This is a genomic window from Pseudoalteromonas sp. MER144-MNA-CIBAN-0113 (assembly GCF_040308965.1).
GTDB classification, from domain to species: domain Bacteria; phylum Pseudomonadota; class Gammaproteobacteria; order Enterobacterales; family Alteromonadaceae; genus Pseudoalteromonas; species Pseudoalteromonas tetraodonis.
Genome location: NZ_JBEOOG010000033.1, coordinates 25,434 through 43,078 on the forward strand (window position 1 = coordinate 25,434; position 17,645 = coordinate 43,078).

A 17,645-nucleotide genomic window follows, 5' to 3' on the forward strand; every position below is an offset into this window, starting at 1 on the left:
AATAATATACCGAAGCAATTTCTGTACGTTGATTTTTAAAATGACTTGGGTATCAAAAAATTATTTTGGCAAAGCACCTTTTTATGGGGCTATAGTGTGCGCCTAATTAAAGGATATGTCAGCAATAAATCACGTCATTTGATGTATACTGATATGCAAATATTTCATCTACTGCGCATTTACAGCATTTATGGGCACCGACATAAAAAGGACGCTTTTATGAGTACCTCGCTAGTTCAGTCTCTTGAGCAACATTTTGGTTTTAATCAGTTTAGAGCAGGGCAACAACAAACCATAGAGCAGCTGCTAAATGGCCAATCATCACTGGCAATATTTCCTACAGGATCGGGTAAGTCGTTGTGCTATCAACTCACCGCGTTACATTTACCGCATTTAACGCTGGTGGTATCGCCGTTATTGGCCTTGATGAAAGATCAAATTAGCTTTTTAAATAGCAAAGGCATCTATGCCGCCAGCCTCGACTCAAGCCAAGACCAAATGCAAAGTAGCACTGTAATGAACGACGTACGAAGTGGTAAAGTTAAAGTGTTAATGGTGTCGGTTGAGCGCTTTAAAAACGAACGCTTTAGAGAGTTTATAAGCCAAGTGGCGCTTTCTATGTTGGTAGTTGATGAAGCGCATTGTATATCTGAATGGGGCCATAACTTTAGACCCGATTACTTAAAGCTACCTCGTTATCGTGAAGAGCTAAACATTCCGCTAGTGTTATTATTAACCGCCACCGCCACTAAAAAAGTAAAACGCGACATGGCGGAGCGCTTTGCTATTGAGCCACAATGTATTGTGCAAACGGGGTTTTATCGCGCTAATTTGGATTTAAGTGTGTTGAGTGTTAAAACTGCCGATAAAAACACTGAGCTTACTAAAATTGTCCGTGCGCAAACCGGCCCCGGTATTGTGTATGTCACGCTTCAGCAAAGTGCTGAGCAAGTGGCTAATATGCTCAGCGCACAGGGCCTGCACGCGGTTGCCTACCATGCTGGGCTTGAAGACACCCTGCGCGGGCAAATTCAAGACGATTTTATGGCGGGCAAAATAAATGTAGTGGTTGCTACCATTGCCTTTGGCATGGGGGTTGATAAATCAGATATACGCTTTGTAATTCACTACGATTTACCTAAATCAATAGAAAACTACAGCCAAGAAATTGGCCGCGCAGGGCGTGACGGCAACCCATCAAATTGTTATACCCTGGCTAATTTAGATGGCTTAAATACAGTAGAAAACTTTATTTACGGCGATACCCCAGAGCTCAGCGGTATTGAATATGTTATTAACGATATTCGCCAAGCTCAACAGCAATGGGAAATGCAAGAATATAGCTTATCGAGTGAGAGTAATATTCGCCAGCTTGCCCTTAAAACCTTGCTGGTACAGCTTGAAATGCAAGGCGCAATAACGCCACAGTATGCTTATTATGCCGATTTTAAGTATAAATTTTTGGTTGATAAAAATGAGTTGCTTAGCCAGTTTGATGAGCAGCGCCAAGCTTTTTTAACACAAATATTTAGTCATACCGACTTTAAAAAAATATGGGGCACACTTAATTTTGACTCCCTAACGCAAGCCGCGCAGGTTGACCGTAAACGTGTGGTAGCCGCGCTTGATTACTTAGCAGAAAAAAACCTTATCACGCTTGAAACTAAACGTATTACTCACGTGTACAAAGTGCATAGCGAGGTGATTAATAATCCTGCACTTGCCCAGCAGTTACACGATTATTTTACTGATAAAGAGCAAGCTGAAATAAAACGGATTGCTGCTTTGGTGCGCTTTTTTGAGCTGCAATCTTGCTTAAGCTATAACTTAGCCCGTTATTTTGATGATGCGAATGCGCCACAGCAATGTGGGCATTGCTCGGTGTGCCGTGGGGATTCGGTTAAGCTTGAATATTCAATCACCCCTGCAAAGATTGATAAAGCGCTTATATGCCAAAAGGTCGATGAGTTTTTAGCCCATATGGCAACTAAAGGCGTGCACAATGTGGGCATTGAAACCCAATGCCGGTTTTTAGCGGGGATGAGTGTGCCACTGTTTGCGCGCAATAAAGTACGCCAACTAAGTGGTTTTGCACTGTGCGAGCAGCAGCGCTACAGCGAAATTAAAGGGACATTGCTATCAAGGTCGATGGCTAAATAATATTAGAAATCAGTATAAAAATAAAAAAATGTTAATTTTTTGTTTCTTTTTCTTGCTTTACTATACTCAAGTTGGCTATGACAGCCATTATAATAATGAGGTGATCAATGAAACTGCAAAAAATTATACTATTGGGAGCATTTATATCAGCAAGTAGTTATGCTGAAATTAATATTTCGGGTTTTGCAAGTATTAATGCAGGTAAGGTACTGAGCGGTACAGGTGTCCCGCAATATGGCGTTGAACCAACATTTCTTGCGGACTATCCAAATGTTAGTGCATACACTGAAGATTTATCCTTTTCGCCAGAGTCTTTGATTGGATTACAGGTATCAGGCGATTTGGGTGAAGGTCTTTCTGTAACAGGTCAGCTAGTTGCCAGAGGAGTCAACGACTTTGAGGCAAATTTTGAATGGGCTTATATTTCTTACGATATCAATGATAATTGGACTATTCAAGCAGGTAAGAAGCGTTTACCACTATTTTACTACTCAGACTTTTTCGATGTAGGTTATGCATATGTATGGATGCGAGCCCCTGCAGATAACTATACATGGCAAGTATTTAACTACGAGGGCGTTAATTTACTCTACTCAGGTTCTATAGGTGACTGGGGAGTGTCTGCGAATATTTATACCGGTAAAGAGGACGATGACGATAACAAGCTATTATCAGATTTCTTCTTTCAAGAGCCAACAAGAGAAATTTGGGAAGATATGTTAGGCGGCGTACTGTTACTAAATCGTGACTGGCTCGAACTAAGAGTGACCCACATGCAATACACCAACAAGCGTTTTCGTGCGGGTGAACCGGTTTTGTGGGACGGCAAAGATAGCAGAGATGGTAAATTTTTATGGTTTAGCTGCAAATCTTGATTTTGGTGATTTTTTCGTTTTAAGTGAGCTTAACCGCTTAGACTTAGATGGTAATCTCGACACTTATATGATCAGTGCGGGCTATCGTTTTGATTCAATTACACCTTATGTCATGTTTTCAGACTTCGAACAAGAAGGTGAAGGTGATACAGAGCAGCATAATACATTTGCTGTTGGTGTGAGGTGGGACTTTCATCCGTCAGCTGCATTTAAAGTGCAATACGATAGAGTCAAAGATGACTCGTTTGATTTAGCTGTGGCCGGTGATAGTAAAGCTATCACGCTTGGTGTCGATGTTGTATTTTAAGGAGAAGTAAAATGAAAAAATTAATATTAAGTGTAATATTCCTGTTTACGAACTTCGCCTATGCAGATTTTGCTATTATCGTGCATCCTTCAAATGAAAGTAGCTTTGATGAGTCTGTTATCAGCCGAATTTATACAGGAAAAGAAAAGTCATTTAGCAATGGCAATAAGATCATTCCAATATCTCAAGAACCAAGTAGTGCTGCAACCGAGCAATTTAATAGTAAATTACTTAATAAAACGTCTTCTCAGTTAAAAGCATATTGGTCAAAACTAATTTTTACAGGAAAGGGCACACCACCTAAAGAGTTAGAAAATGACAGTGAAGTAATCAAAATGGTCGCAGCTAACTCTGACACCATTGGCTTTGTCTCTTCATCAGCTGTATCGGATAACGTTAAAGTGGTTTTCAATTTTTAATCTTAAATAAGCGTGCTGGTTAATCAGCACGCTTATTTAGTGATTAGTTAATTACAATATAACGATGTTTAATATCTGACGTTATTTTACTGTCACCCTTGCCTCGCTCGTGTATCCTATAGCTTGTATATCATTTATCAAAAGTCTGTATGCCAAACTCAATCATTGCTGTTGAAAATATCAATACCCAACCAGTCACTTGCGCTAACTGCCAAGCGTGTTGCTGCCAATTAGAAGTGCGTATTGTCACTGATACCGGTGTTCCTTTTCGATATATTGATTACGACAAATGGGGCAGTGAGGTCATGAAGCGCGGCGACGATGGCTGGTGCGAAGCACTTGATAGAAATACCCTCATGTGTACTATTTACGAAAATCGCCCATTAACGTGTCGAGAATTTGAAATGGCTTCGGGTGAGTGTATTACTGAGCGGGAGCTATGGAGCAAATGACTATATTACCAAACCGTTTAGCGCGAATGAGTTACTCGCCAGAATTCGGGTGTTATTGCGCACCCAAAGTCAGCCGAGTGTGGCGTTTACCTGTGGGAATATAAAAATAGATCCACAAAAGCACATAGTAACCACCTCGGGGAATGAGATAAAACTGACTAAAAAAGAGTACGCAATATTATTATTGCTGTTTCAAAATAAAGATAAAGTACTCACTCATAATGCAATTTTAAGCCATATTTGGGGAGCGCAGTACATAGACCGTCCTGAATATGTGCGGGTACATGTAGCGCAGCTCAGACAAAAACTAGAAGCTAACCCTGCTAGTCCAAAATACATATTAACTGAACCCGCTGTGGGTTATCGGTTGGTCGATTAAACAATAAGAACTTTACAGTCTGCTCTACAACTCAGCGAGTCTGATAAATTATATAAATAACGCTTTTGTTTCCAAGCGATACTCTATTTAACCTGAACTCTGGTTAAGAGATTTACTAACATATTGAATCAAAATGATATTTATTTTTATTTTCTCAAGCTAGAGATTTTTAGTGAAAACAAGGCGAAATTATGCGTCAATAGCTAGCCTATTGCAAGTAAATTCAACGCAGTTAGCGCTGAAAATAGCTGCTTGAGATGGATTTATTATCCGGAGTTCAGGTTATTTAACAACCTTGTCCGTTATATAGCGGGTATTTTAATACCCCGCTTCTGCATTAATTTCTACACAATTGATTTGCCTAGAAAGTTTTTATAGTCTAATTTTTAAGCTTAATACTTCAGATCCTCAGGATGTTGGCTTGCTTGTTCAAGCCTAAAATTATGCGACTACCACTCATACACTCTTTGCAAGGAAAGATGCTGCTGTATTTGGCATTGCCCGTCATGCTCATTATTGCCAGTATCTTGAGTTATTGGTATTCAACTAGCCTTAATCAGGCTGTTATACAAGCAAAACTAAATTTAAGCCAGACGGCAGATACGATTGCCGCGAAGGTAAATGAAGAAACGCAATTAGCGGTACGCACTACAGAGATTATGGCCTTAGCACAGCAAAATGGGTTGTTTGGTGATAGAGAGGCAAGTATTAATTTTGTTCGTGCAGTGCTTAAAATGACCCCTTCATTTGTGGGGGCTTCGTTTGGTTATGAGCCTAATGCCGATAATCAAGATCAAGCCTATATTAATGCTCCACCGTTAAAAGAGGGCGTTTATGTAGACCAAACTGGCCGTTTTTTACCTTATTGGCATCGTGATTTTAATGACTCTGAACTTTTGTTACTTGAGCCCTTGGTCGATATGGAATCAAGTCTTTATTATGAGGGAGTACGTCAACAGTTTTTACGTGATGGTAATACCGAGACGATGATCACTGAGCCCTATGTTTACGAGGGAAGAATGCTGGTTGAACAAAGTTCGCCAATTATTATTAATGGCGAATTTGTCGGTATGGCAAGTGTAGATAGAGCACTTGCTGATATAACGAAATTCTTACAAACCATAAAGCAGCAACTAAAAATTGATGTTTTGTTACTCAGCCAACGTGACAACGTGATTGCCACGACATTAAATCATTCAGGACTAAAAACGAAAGCCATTTTAGACACAGATTATGCAAGTATAGCCAAACAGCTAAAATCACAGGGGGAAGCAAGAGAAATATTATCTGCTAACGATCCTTTTGATTCTGGAATATTCTATTTTGATAAAGCCAAGGTTGCCACTGGGCATTGGACAGTGATAGTGCGTCGCTCTGAAACCGATATTATTGGGCCTATTCAAGCGCAATTTAGCCCATTATTGGCAGCGGCTTTTGCAAGTGTATTACTGGTGTTTTTACTCTTTTGGTATTTTATTAACCGAACAACCAAGCGTATTAATATTGCGATTAAATCTGTTGAACAGCTAGCTAATGGAGATTTATCTATTCATGTTCAAAAGTATATGACTCAAAAGGATGAGCTTGGCACCATGTTTAGAAGCTTTGAGCGTTTAATTAAAGCCAGTAAAGATATTGATCAGGTTTGCTCTGCGATTGCAGCTGGGGATTTTTCTCAAACAGTTTCTAAGCGCAGCCCTTATGACAGTTTAAGTGATTCTATTAATTTAATGTCGAGTAAACGCCATGAGGCAGAGCAGGCTCTACTTGAGCAAACCATAGAGCTTCGTCGCACTCAGCAGGAACTTGTTGAAGCAGAGAAAATGTCTTCACTTGGAAGTTTAGTCAGTGGTGTGGCACATGAGGTGAATACACCGTTAGGTGTTTGTGTGACAGCGACATCTCATTTGCGAGAAATGTTAATCGAAACTAAAAACAAAGTGGCTTCTGGCACCTTAAGTAAAACGCAGTTTAGTGAGTTTATTAGTGAAGTTGATTTAAGCTGTGACATTTTGCTAAAAAACATGCAACGTGCCGCTGATTTAATAAGCAGTTTTAAACGTGTAGCGGTTGATCAAACAACCGAAGAATTACGTAATTTGTATGTAAGTAGTTATTTTAATGAGGTGCTAAAAAGCCTCTATCATACCCTTAAAGCAACACCGGTTGATATTACCATTAGTGCAACGGAGCCTGAGCCAGAAGTGTATTCTGATCCCGGTGCCTTAGCGCAAATTTTCACTAATTTAGTAATGAATTCAATTATTCACGGTTTTCAAAATGGTAGAAAAAAAGGGCAGATAAGTGTTCATATTGAGTACTTAGACTCTGTCTGTATTCATTATCAAGACAGTGGTCAAGGCATGACAGATGAAGTTCAGAAAAAAGTGTTTGACCCGTTTTACACTACAAATAGAGCGGGTGGCGGCAGTGGCTTGGGGATGAATATTGTTTATAACCTCGTAGTTCACCGCCTGAAAGGGCAAATTGCAGTAAAGCAAAAAGAATCCACAGGCGTTTATTTTTTCATTCAATTTCCGATAACGCCACCGAATTAATTAATAGCAGGGTGTGTTTATGGAGTGGTTACAAGATGATGTAGTGTCAGATAAAGCGGTTGCCAACAGCAATGCTAACCCATGGAAAATCTTAATTGTTGATGACGATGACTCTGTGCATCAGGTAACTCAACTTGCAATGAAGCGCTTTGAATTTGAGCAACGCCCTGTTGAACTACACAGTGTTTACAGTGCATCTGAGGCGAAAGAGAAACTACAAAGCTCAGAACGTTACGCATTAATTTTACTAGATGTCGTAATGGAAACAGAACATGCAGGATTAGATCTTGCGCGATTTATTCGCCAAGACTTACAAAATGGTTATAGTCGAATTATTTTGCGAACAGGTCAGCCTGGGGTTGCGCCTGAGCGCAGTGTTATTCGCGATTATGATATTGATGGCTATAAAGCGAAGAGCCAACTGCAAAGCCAAGATCTTGAATTGATTTTTTATACCTCTTTACGAGCCTACCGCGATATTTGTATGCTACAAACTCACCGCTATAATTTAAAAAGACTAATAAAAGCTATCTCTACCATTACTCAAATTGGTGACTTGGTAGAGTTTACCTCTGTTGTCATGGAAGAGTTAAAACTTGTACTGAATATGAGCTCGGCCAATTTATATATTGATGCGCCTAAAGTATTTGGTATTTGTCAGTTAGATGAAAAGTTGCAAATGATTGAAGGGGAGGTCTCAGGTATACATCTGTTCACGGGAAGTGGTATTGATAGTATTCCGAAAAAGCATCAAGAGTACTTTTTAAGGGCGAAACAAACCAAGCAGAATTTTATTGCAGAAGATCATTATGTTTATTTTCATCATTCACAAAAAGGTCTAGATTCAATACTCGCATTTCAATCATTGCAACCGGTTAAAAAAGAAGCGCAACAGCTTGTTGACTTGTTTTTGGGCAATGTTGTTCTCACATTTGAAAGTTTATTATTAGCTAACTCAATTGAAGAAACCCAGCAGCTGGCTATTTCACTAATGGGAGGTGCCATGGAGTCGCGCTCCAAGGAAACGGGATCTCACGTAATTAGGGTTGGCTTATATGCAAAATTACTCGCGCAGCTGCATAATCAAAATCAAGCGTACTGCGATAAAATTAGTCTAGCTGCGCAGTTACATGATGTAGGAAAGGTAGGTGTACCAGATCTCATTTTAAACAAGCCGGCAAAATTAGATGCTGACGAGTGGGAAATTATGAAACAGCATACCACTAAGGGCTGGGAAATTCTCAAAGGGACAACTAATCCTGTTATTGATATGGCTGCAAACATTGCGATTGATCATCACGAGCGTTGGGATGGAGCCGGTTATCCGCACGCAAAAAAACAGCAAGAAATCAGTTTAGAGGGACGAATTACTGCGATTGCTGATGTGTTTGATGCGTTATGTTGTCGCCGTTGTTATAAAGAGCCTTGGAGTATGGATGACGCAAAAGCGGAAATAATTAAAGGTGCAGGTAATCATTTTGATCCAAACTTAGTTGCACTTTTTGAAGCACATTTTAATGATTTTAAACAAATCTACCTGGATAGGCCTGAGTAGAAAAGCGGGTATCGCTTTGACTGTGAAACCACAATCAAAGCGAAAGGTAAGTTAGTCGTACTTGGCTTCTAACTCGTTAGCGGTATGAAATTTTTCATGAGATTGTAATTGCTCATCGTATTTAACCAGGTTTTTAAAGTGCTCTAACTGGCCTGCATTTTTAACGATTTCAACAATAAACGACATCATAAAATCGGCACCGGTTAGGGTCTCGCCCACTAAATAACGCTTGCCTTCAAGACGACTGTTAAAATAGCTAATCACTTTAGCGGTTTCTGCATCAGCATAGCCCTCTAAAAACTGGGTTTTAGCACCACCTTTTTGCACAAACATTTTGAGTAAAAGCGGTAAAATTGCTGAGCTTTCTGCAAAATGTAGCCATTGCTGGTAGTCAACGTAATCAGGGGTGCCTGCTTTTGGGGCAAATTTTCCTTTGCCATATTTAGTGATCAGGTAATCTGTGATAGCGCCAGACTCGGCAATCACTAAGCCATCATCTTCTATAACTGGCGATTTACCCAGCGGATGCACATTTTTAAGCTCATCAGGGGCTAAAAAAGTCTCAGTGTTACGTTGGTAAGCAACAATTTCGTAATCGACCTCAAGCTCTTCTAGTAACCAAATAATACGTTTAGAGCGAGATTTATTTAAATGGTGTAGTTTAATCATTTTCTTCCTTATTGAGCTGTGTTGAATTACAACACAGCCTGAATGTTATTATAGTGGGCTGTTAATCTTTACTACGGTTTTACCAAAGTTCTTCCCACTGATCATGTCGTTAAATGCACTGATGGTGTTTTCAATGCCTTCTACCAGATGTTCGCGGTATTGAATTTTTCCGTCTTGTAGCCATTTTTGCATGTCTTGTGCAAATTCGTCATAGCGGTGGCCATAATCATCAAAAATAATAAAGCCTTGCATTTTGATGCGCTTAGTTAGTAATTGTCCCATTAACATGCCCATTCGGTCTGGGCCCTCAGGCAAACTGGTCGCATTATATTGCGATACCAAACCACAGATAGGAACGCGCGCTGAGGTATTAAGCAAAGGTAATACGGCGTCAAACACTTTTCCGCCCACATTTTCATAATAAACATCAATGCCTTGGTCACATGCTTTTTCTAATTGCTCGGCAAAGTCATCGGCTTTGTGATCAATACAGGCATCAAAGCCTAGCTTTTCAACGGCATGAGCACATTTTTCGCTGCCACCGGCAACTCCAACCACTTTACAGCCTTTAATTTTAGCAATTTGGCCAACCGTTGCACCAACAGGTCCCGTTGCTGCTGCAACGACCACGGTTTCACCTGCTTTAGGGGCGCCAATATCGAGTAAACCCATGTAGGCGGTAAAGCCAGGCATACCCATAATACCCAATGCGTATGAAGGGTTTGTTGGTTCTTTACCTAATGACATTAAGCCTTCGCCATTTGAGATGGCGTAAGTTTGCCAACCTGTGTACGCTAATACCCATTCGCCTTCGCTAAATTTATCGTTTTTAGATGTTTCTACTTGGCACACCGTTGCACCAACCATTACATCACCAATTTCGACAGGGTCGGCATACGATTTAGCATCGCTCATACGGCCACGCATGTAGGGGTCTAATGATAAGTAAATTGTACGCAACAGTACTTCGCCCTCTTTTAACGATGGAAGCTCTTTGCTTTTAAATTCAAAGTTGTCATTGGTAGGGGCGCCATGTGGGCGCGAGGCTAAAGTAAATTGACGGCTAGTTGTAGACATAAAAATCTCCTTTTGAATATGAACCCACTTAACGAATGTGTATGCGTTTAATAACCCGATTGGCATAAACAATAATGCGCGCTAAGTAGTCTATGTATATACAAATTTGTACCTTACAACAGGAGTTTTGGGCGAGGGGCTGTTAATTCAACCTTAAGTGGAGTAATTATTCTAAACGGTTTATTTTATCTTGCTAAAAATATGGCTATCGTAAAATGCGCCATTTTTATAAATGGCTTGTTTAAGAACGGCCTCGGCCTTAAAACCACATTTAGTAAGTGCCTTTATAGAACCAGTATTACCATTAAATACTGCGCCAAAAATACGGTTTAGGTTTGAGGTTTTAAACGCGTCATCGCAAATTTTTGTAATAGCGTGAGTCATTACTCCTTGCCCCCAAAAGTGGTTATTAAGCCAATAACCTATTTCGCCACTGCGGCTATACTCGAACTCTCCGGGCGTTATGCCTATACACCCCGCAAATTGCTCATCTACAACAATGGCCTTAACTATTCCACTTTTAGAGCCTTGGTTTATCCACCAATCGGCGTCGGCTTGAGTATACGGAAATGGAATTTTAGACGATAAAAACCGCGTCACCTGTTCATCGTTTAAGGTGCTAATAATAAAAGGCGCGTCTTGGGTTTTGAACTCTCTGAGGGTGATCATTGGATTCCGTCCACAAATGATTTTTATATAAAAGAGGTATTGAAATTGCTCTATAGGTAATTATTAAGATTTTTCTTTAAAATACTTCAACAAAGTTGATATGGGTATAAAGCCATGTAGCTTAGTTGATTGGTCGTGTTTTGCAGATCCTCTGGATGCTATGCCAATAACTTTTTGATCTTTATCTAATACTGGTCCGCCACTATTCCCATGAATTATAGGAATATCCAAAAGCCATATTTTTTGGCCATATAATATTTTCGACTGTATAATTTTTCCAGTATTTATATAGGGGGTTTCATCTGGTGAGTATTGAGGAAAGCCTAACACTGTAACTTCTGAACCAATAGCTAGTGAGCTATCATCACCAGCGTCGAGCCTTTTGATACCATTAAAATCTTTTGTTGGTTTTAATATTGCCAAATCTCTAGATTTACAAGATTTTTTAAAAGTAACATTTTTCTTATTTTTTTGCTCAAAATGCCTAAAAAACTCCAGAAGCTCAGGGTTGTCTTCATCAATACCTTCCACGACATGTTCGTTTGTTATCATCCCTATATCTTTTAATAAAAAAGCTGTCCCTTGCGAAGTATCAAGCATATTTTCAATGATGAATATGGAATCACACACTTTATCTAAGGGGGTTTTAATTAAGTCTGAATTAGGTTTACCAGTTAATACAGAATAGTCATAAGCAATTTTTCTATAAATAATGTCTTCTGAGCCGCGTACCATTTTTATAAAATTAATACGCCCTTTGACTATTTTCTGAAAAAATACCCCCTCTTTTTTATCTATTTTTCTTTTGTGCTTTTCAAATAAGGTTTTCTTATGATATTTGTCTAAATAGTGGAATTCGGCATTCTCTAACCCAAAAGTTTTCCAAGCATAAAGCATTGTTCGAGTTTGTTTAATAAAACTTCTGGGAACATTCATTCTTTCATTAACTGTGATCCCCGTAACTTCTTGCCTTTGGCATTTTGAAGAAATGCGTGTTTTAGAGTCATTAATAGTAAATCCATTTTTTGATATAATTTCCTTGAGGTCATGGCCAATAGTAATGTCTAAATCACTCGATACCTTGACTATAGATCTGGGTAGTTTTCTTCTTTTTTGGGTGAATGAAAACGTCAAATCATCCGCATAGCGTGTATATGTACACCTATTATTCGATGCTAAATACTGAATTTCTTTATCTAACCGGTAAGCTATCATATTTGAAATAATAGGGGATGTAGGTGCACCTTGGGGTAGCTTTCCTTGATAACAACATATGTGAGACAATACTGCAGCAACTGGTTTTGACAGTTCTAAAGGATAAGAACAAAATAGGTTTCTGACGCGCCCAAAATGTATTGAGTCAAAAAAATTTTCAAGATCTAAATTTAACACATATTTTTTATCTACATGCTTAGCTGCATTACTCACAATACTGCGATTTTTAATGAAGCCATGAGTGGATTTTCTAGGATAGAAATAGTTAGCTAATTCAATATTAATTAACTTTTGAATGCTTTTTAAAGGTTTCCTTGGAGCTAGTATTGTGCGCTTGTGACCATTTTTCTTTGGAATTTTAAAACTATAATAAAGGTGACTACTTGCTGGATATATTAGCTCACCTAATTCACTGTAAGAGGTAAATCCTAGGAACTTAGCTAAGCCTTCAACACATCTGCATTCTTTTAAACATGTTGGTTTCTTAACTATTAATGAAGCAGAAAAAATCAGCATTGATAACTCATAAAATATTCATCCATAAAAAGCGAGGCGACTTTGTTTTCTCTAATACCTTGACACACTTAGAGTAGTGCATCAGAACCGGATTTAAATGAAACATGCCAATGACCGCCGCAGATTAACAGCAGAAAGTTAAACTCTCGCCTCGCATTACAAAACTATACTATTAATCAGTTACTTGTAAAGTACTAGTTGATAAAGACTGGATTTATACCAGTTTAATTTATTTAATACTCTTTATAGGAGTTGCAGCTATAACTTTGTTAATATAAGCAAAATATAATACTGTTTAAGATACCTTTTATGCACCAACACATAGCCGCCCTTTATAATAGTGCCCAAAAGCCCAGCCGTTTAATTATTGGTTTAATGAGTGGCACCTCTTTAGATGGTTTAGATGTGGCGCTATGTAAAATAACCGGTGCAGGTTTGCATACACAAATAGAGGTTAAAAATTTTACTACGGTTGAATACAGCGACGAGTATAAAACTAAAATAAAGCAGGTATTTGCCAAGCGCGAATGCGATTTAGAAGTGCTGACTTTGTTACACCCTTGGGTAGGAAAACTCCATGGTGCTATGGTTAATCAGTGTTTAGCACTGTGGCAAGTAAATCCAGCCGATATTGATGTAATAGCCAGTCACGGGCAAACTATTTATCACTGCCCGCAATCCCAACATAACCACCACGATTTTAAAAATGGCACGCTACAAATTGGCGACAGCGATCAAATAGCGGTTACTACAGGCATTACCACGGTAGGTGACTTTAGGCAAAAGCATATTGCTGCTGGTGGTGAAGGCGCACCATTAGCTGTGTATGGAGATTATTTGTTTTTTGCCAGCCCAAATGAAAATCGTATTTTACTCAACATGGGGGGCATTGCTAATTTAACATTTTTACCTAAAAACGGCGATACTGGAGCGGTCTTTAGCTCTGACATTGGCCCTGGCAATACTATTATGGATGCTTATGTACAGCATTATTTTAAAGGGCTGCATTATGATGAGGGGGCTAAACTTGCCAAAGCTGGTAAAGTGAATACAAAGCTTCTTGCTGCGCTTACCGATAACGCGTTTTTTAAATTACCACTGCCTAAAACAACCGGACCTGAGGTGTTTAATTTAGCTTATTTACGGGCGGCACAAACGCATTCAACGACACAAAGACTAAACCACGAAGATGTTTTAGCGACTTTAAATGCCCTTTCTGCCACTACGATTGCCAAGGCGTTAAATGACTGTGCTCAACATACTCAAGACTGTGTAGTATATGCCAGTGGTGGAGGTATTCATAATCCATTATTAATGGAGCAATTACTGATGCACTGCCCAAACATTAAGGCGTTTAAAAACACCGAGAATTTAGGCGTAAATCCTGATGCCAAAGAGGCCGTGCTGTTTGCTATTTTGGCAAATGAATGTTTGGCTGGGCAACGTCAAAGCTTAAATAATAACAACCAAGGGATTTTAGATATCACTATGGGTAAAGTGAGCTTTGCTGATTGAGTAATAAAAAACCAGTGGAAAAGTGTGCGCCAATAACTAAAAAAGCGAAAGTAAAGCTGTTCCCATATTAGCGAAATACTGACGTACCCGATGCGGCCTAGGCGGCGCTATATAAGTTGCAGGTGCAGTATAACCACTACCAAATTGGTTAATATGCATATCAAACTGCAAACTATTTTTTAACGTGCCGTGCTTACCATGCAAAATCATTTGCATCACAAAATCATGACTATGTGCTATTTGACTCAAAGTTAGGTTGACTCGCCCTTGTTCTAAATCAGATAAATTGAGTGTTTTTTCTGTGTAGTATTGAGCCGCTCGTGCATTTGGCTCAGTTGCGCTGAGTGAAATAATATCACTTTCATGAGCCGCTTCAGGTAAAACGCATTGCAGTGTGATTTGATGCTGACTGTTAGCATCCTGCGATAGCGTTTCAAATTCCATGCTGTGACTCATTGCCGCAGACATAGGATCTTCAAATGACGGAAGTGCAAAAGTAAGTTGCACTATAGATTCGCTCATGAGGGGCTTCAAATGCTATTTTTGATTAATAATACAGCTATTATTACCGATCATTATTGCAAAATTATGACTAAACAAAGCGACTTCATACATGGGCTGGTTTAAATTACATTTTACAACTAAAGCTATTGTTTTAAATCAATATTATATTTAATAAATAAACTACAATGGTCGCTTAATAATACGTTTATTAAATGCAAGGATACAACGAGGCCTTAGCTTAGCAATAACAATAATGCTTTTATCGAGCTTGCCGGTCGTTAATTAATGTTACTTTTATTGTTAATTAAAGGTGTTTATTTGTGTGTGTTTTCTTAATTTTGCAATAAAATTACTTGAAAAAAACCAAGCTAGCCATAAAGTGCATTTAAGAGCCCAAATACATAACACACTACCAAACAGGTTGTGGCGGGGTTGTGAGAATTAGATGGCACTAATAAAAAATAATTTATGGAAACTCTTCTGTTTTTTGCTGTTGGGTGGCTTAATTTTATTAAGCGTGCTTTTGGTTTACGAGTGGAAAAACATCAAAAAAGATTACCTCACGAGCTCCCAAAATCGTGTGGAATTTTCTGCGCAAGCACTTAAAAGCACCCTTAGAAATAAAGAGCTGATGCTAGATTTAATTGGTAGAGATATTCTCTCTAATAATAATTTACATGAAAAAACGTCGACAATTAAACTTCTTGATAATATTTTGCTCGAAAATCCCGTGTTATTAGGCTTTGGACTGTTTAATCCGCAAGGCGAGATTATTTATTACAGCTCAAACTTAAACGCTTCAACCATGATCAACCTGAAAGAAAATAAAAATACACGCCAAAGCTTTGCGCAAACCCTCGTATCAGACAAAATGGTATTAGGACAGACTTACTTTAATGAATCTTTACAAGAGTGGGTGATCCCAATAAGAAAAGCATTACGCGATAAGAGCGGCACAGTAATTGCGGTTATGACGGCAGGTATGGCGGTGTCGAGAGGGACTAAGTACTTAAATATTTTGCAAAGTAATCGTGATGATTACATCATGCTAGCAAGAGAAATAGATGGCTTTATTCAATACAGCTCGGTTAGAGATGCAGATATAGCAAGTTATATAAAAACCCAGACTAAAGAGGCATTGGGGTTATCGGGTAATGCTTTGATAGAGCAAACAGGTAAAACAAAGCAAACACTTAAATCTTCCGAGGAAGTGTTTAGCATAGAAACGACGGTAAAAGGCAAACCGTATATCACCTCAGCAAAATTTGATAACCGTTATCAGTTGTGGACTCTGTCACAAATGGCGATGCAACCAATAAAAAATCTGTATTATTGGAAAGTTGGCTTGTATGTCCTAGTTTATGTGTTTATTTGTATGGTGCTATTTTTTGGTTTTAGGCTTATTGCACGTGCTGAAAAAAAGCGTATTGATGAGCTATTCCATCTTTCAAGACATGATGATTTGACCAAACTCCCAAATCGAAAAGCGTTACGTGATAGCTTTGAAGAGAAAAAAGAAACATCGTTTAGCTTAGCAATCATTAACATTACCAACTTGCGTTCTATGAATAATCGCTTTGGCATGGAGTTTGGCGATAAAGCGATAAAAACCTTTGCTGGCTTTTTAAAAACAACATTTTTATCACCCTATTTAGTATTTAGAAATAGTGGGAATGAATTTTGTATTATTGCACCTCACACTTTTGATGAGCAAAACAGACGTGCATTCGAGCATATTTTAGAGTCAGCAATCCAGCAATATGAAACCAACAATAGTGAACGATTACTTAATATAAGTGTGGGCATAGCCTGTTATCCAGAGCATGGTATAACAAAGAGCAAGCTCGTACGAAGTGCGCATTTAGCGAATCAATGGGCAAAGGATACAGGTCAATGGCTGTGTCATTATCATGCTGATATTAAACAAGCTTACTTACGTCGTTTAAAAGTAGAAGAGCGGCTTAATATGGCGTTAAACGAGCAGTCATTGTCTATGGCGTATCAGTGCCAAGTAAATGAGCAGGGTAAAATTCATGCTATGGAAGCACTAATTCGTTGGCATGATAGCGAGTTGGGTATGGTTTCACCTGCTGAGTTTATTGCTATTGCGGAGCAAAGTGATTTAATTTTTAAAATCGGTGACTTTGTTTTAGCGCGCTCTATTAGTGAGTTTGCAAAAATGCAGCAACACAGCGATACCCCTCTTGAATTGGCAATAAACATTTCAGTAATGCAATTTCAAAGTAGTGTATTTATTCCTACATTATTACACAGTTTAGAGACGCACAATGTTACTGCGCAAAGTATCATTTTAGAAATAACAGAATCCCTCTTTATGGATAATCTTGAACATATGATTGATACGATTAAGAGCTTAAAGTCACGTGGAATACGCTTTTCAATGGATGATTTTGGCACAGGCTATTCATCACTGAGTCTTTTGAGACGCTTACCGATAGATGAACTGAAAATAGATAAGAGCTTTGTTGATGATATTTTGGTGGACTCTAAATCAAATAGTATGGTGCAAAGTATTATTGCCATTGCCAACAGCCATAACTTAAGTGTTATAGCTGAGGGCGTGGAAGAGCAAGCACAATTTGATATGTTAGTGGATATTGGCTGTAAACGTTTTCAGGGGTATTACTTTTACAAACCTGTGAACGCGACCTCTGTAATTGAATACCTGCAAGCTAACTAACCTGAATCTCGTTTAAGAAAATTGAACTAAATGCCTGTTCCGAGATCCGATCTTTCGACCAAGAACGATTGGAT

General features: G+C 38.7%; 13 protein-coding genes and 1 pseudogene. 9 read left to right on the forward strand and 5 right to left on the reverse strand.

Annotated features, from left to right (window positions below; genetic code table 11):
• Window positions 1-219 precede the first annotated feature (219 nt).
• The 7 genes and pseudogenes from AAEY57_RS10400 to AAEY57_RS10430 all read left to right on the forward strand — a co-directional run bounded on the left by AAEY57_RS10400 (window position 220) and on the right by AAEY57_RS10430 (window position 8,705).
• Window positions 220-2,160, forward strand: coding sequence for a RecQ family ATP-dependent DNA helicase (locus AAEY57_RS10400; RefSeq protein WP_350607803.1), 1,941 nt, complete (start codon window positions 220-222; stop codon window positions 2,158-2,160).
• Window positions 2,161-2,267: 107 nt separating this feature from the next.
• A pseudogene (locus AAEY57_RS10405) lies at window positions 2,268-3,342 on the forward strand (porin).
• A gap of 11 nt (window positions 3,343-3,353) precedes the next feature.
• Window positions 3,354-3,761, forward strand: coding sequence for a substrate-binding domain-containing protein (locus AAEY57_RS10410; RefSeq protein WP_350607805.1), 408 nt, complete (start codon window positions 3,354-3,356; stop codon window positions 3,759-3,761).
• Between the two features lie 149 nt (window positions 3,762-3,910).
• Entirely contained in the window at window positions 3,911-4,213 is a 303-nt protein-coding gene (locus AAEY57_RS10415) for a YkgJ family cysteine cluster protein (protein ID WP_350607807.1), read from the forward strand.
• Complete coding sequence (locus AAEY57_RS10420) at window positions 4,176-4,592, forward strand: winged helix-turn-helix domain-containing protein (RefSeq protein WP_350607809.1); 417 nt, start codon at window positions 4,176-4,178, stop codon at window positions 4,590-4,592. Before AAEY57_RS10415 ends, AAEY57_RS10420 begins: the two co-directional genes overlap by 38 nt.
• 443 nt (window positions 4,593-5,035) lie before the next feature.
• Window positions 5,036-7,150: an ATP-binding protein gene (locus AAEY57_RS10425; protein ID WP_350607811.1), complete on the forward strand. Its 2,115-nt coding sequence runs from the start codon at window positions 5,036-5,038 to the stop codon at window positions 7,148-7,150.
• Window positions 7,151-7,169: 19 nt separating this feature from the next.
• Window positions 7,170-8,705 (forward strand): HD domain-containing phosphohydrolase, encoded by a 1,536-nt coding sequence (locus AAEY57_RS10430; protein WP_350607813.1) that lies wholly within the window; start codon window positions 7,170-7,172, stop codon window positions 8,703-8,705.
• Window positions 8,706-8,756: 51 nt separating this feature from the next.
• On the opposite strand, the gene AAEY57_RS10435 is transcribed toward AAEY57_RS10430, so the two are convergent.
• From AAEY57_RS10435 to AAEY57_RS10450, 4 genes are all read right to left on the reverse strand, one after another.
• Window positions 8,757-9,374, reverse strand: a complete 618-nt coding sequence (locus AAEY57_RS10435) for a glutathione S-transferase family protein (protein ID WP_350607814.1) — start codon at window positions 9,372-9,374, stop codon at window positions 8,757-8,759.
• 48 nt (window positions 9,375-9,422) lie between these two features.
• Complete coding sequence (curA, locus tag AAEY57_RS10440) at window positions 9,423-10,451, reverse strand: NADPH-dependent curcumin/dihydrocurcumin reductase (RefSeq protein ID WP_013462909.1); 1,029 nt, start codon at window positions 10,449-10,451, stop codon at window positions 9,423-9,425.
• A 180-nt stretch (window positions 10,452-10,631) separates the two neighbouring features.
• Window positions 10,632-11,120, reverse strand: a complete 489-nt coding sequence (locus AAEY57_RS10445; protein WP_350607815.1) for a GNAT family N-acetyltransferase — start codon at window positions 11,118-11,120, stop codon at window positions 10,632-10,634.
• Window positions 11,121-11,183: 63 nt separating this feature from the next.
• Window positions 11,184-12,851 (reverse strand): reverse transcriptase domain-containing protein, encoded by a 1,668-nt coding sequence (locus AAEY57_RS10450; RefSeq protein ID WP_350607816.1) that lies wholly within the window; start codon window positions 12,849-12,851, stop codon window positions 11,184-11,186.
• A gap of 309 nt (window positions 12,852-13,160) precedes the next feature.
• Here AAEY57_RS10450 and AAEY57_RS10455 point away from each other — a divergent pair, with 309 nt between their 5' ends.
• A complete protein-coding gene (locus tag AAEY57_RS10455) occupies window positions 13,161-14,366 on the forward strand; it encodes an anhydro-N-acetylmuramic acid kinase (RefSeq protein WP_350607817.1) in 1,206 nt (401 codons plus the stop codon).
• Between the two features lie 36 nt (window positions 14,367-14,402).
• On the opposite strand, the gene AAEY57_RS10460 is transcribed toward AAEY57_RS10455, so the two are convergent.
• Window positions 14,403-14,888, reverse strand: coding sequence for a hypothetical protein (locus AAEY57_RS10460; protein WP_013462913.1), 486 nt, complete (start codon window positions 14,886-14,888; stop codon window positions 14,403-14,405).
• 562 nt (window positions 14,889-15,450) lie between these two features.
• On the opposite strand from AAEY57_RS10460, the gene AAEY57_RS10465 reads away from it, so the two are divergent.
• A complete protein-coding gene (locus AAEY57_RS10465; protein WP_350607818.1) occupies window positions 15,451-17,571 on the forward strand; it encodes a bifunctional diguanylate cyclase/phosphodiesterase in 2,121 nt (706 codons plus the stop codon).
• Window positions 17,572-17,645 lie beyond the last annotated feature (74 nt).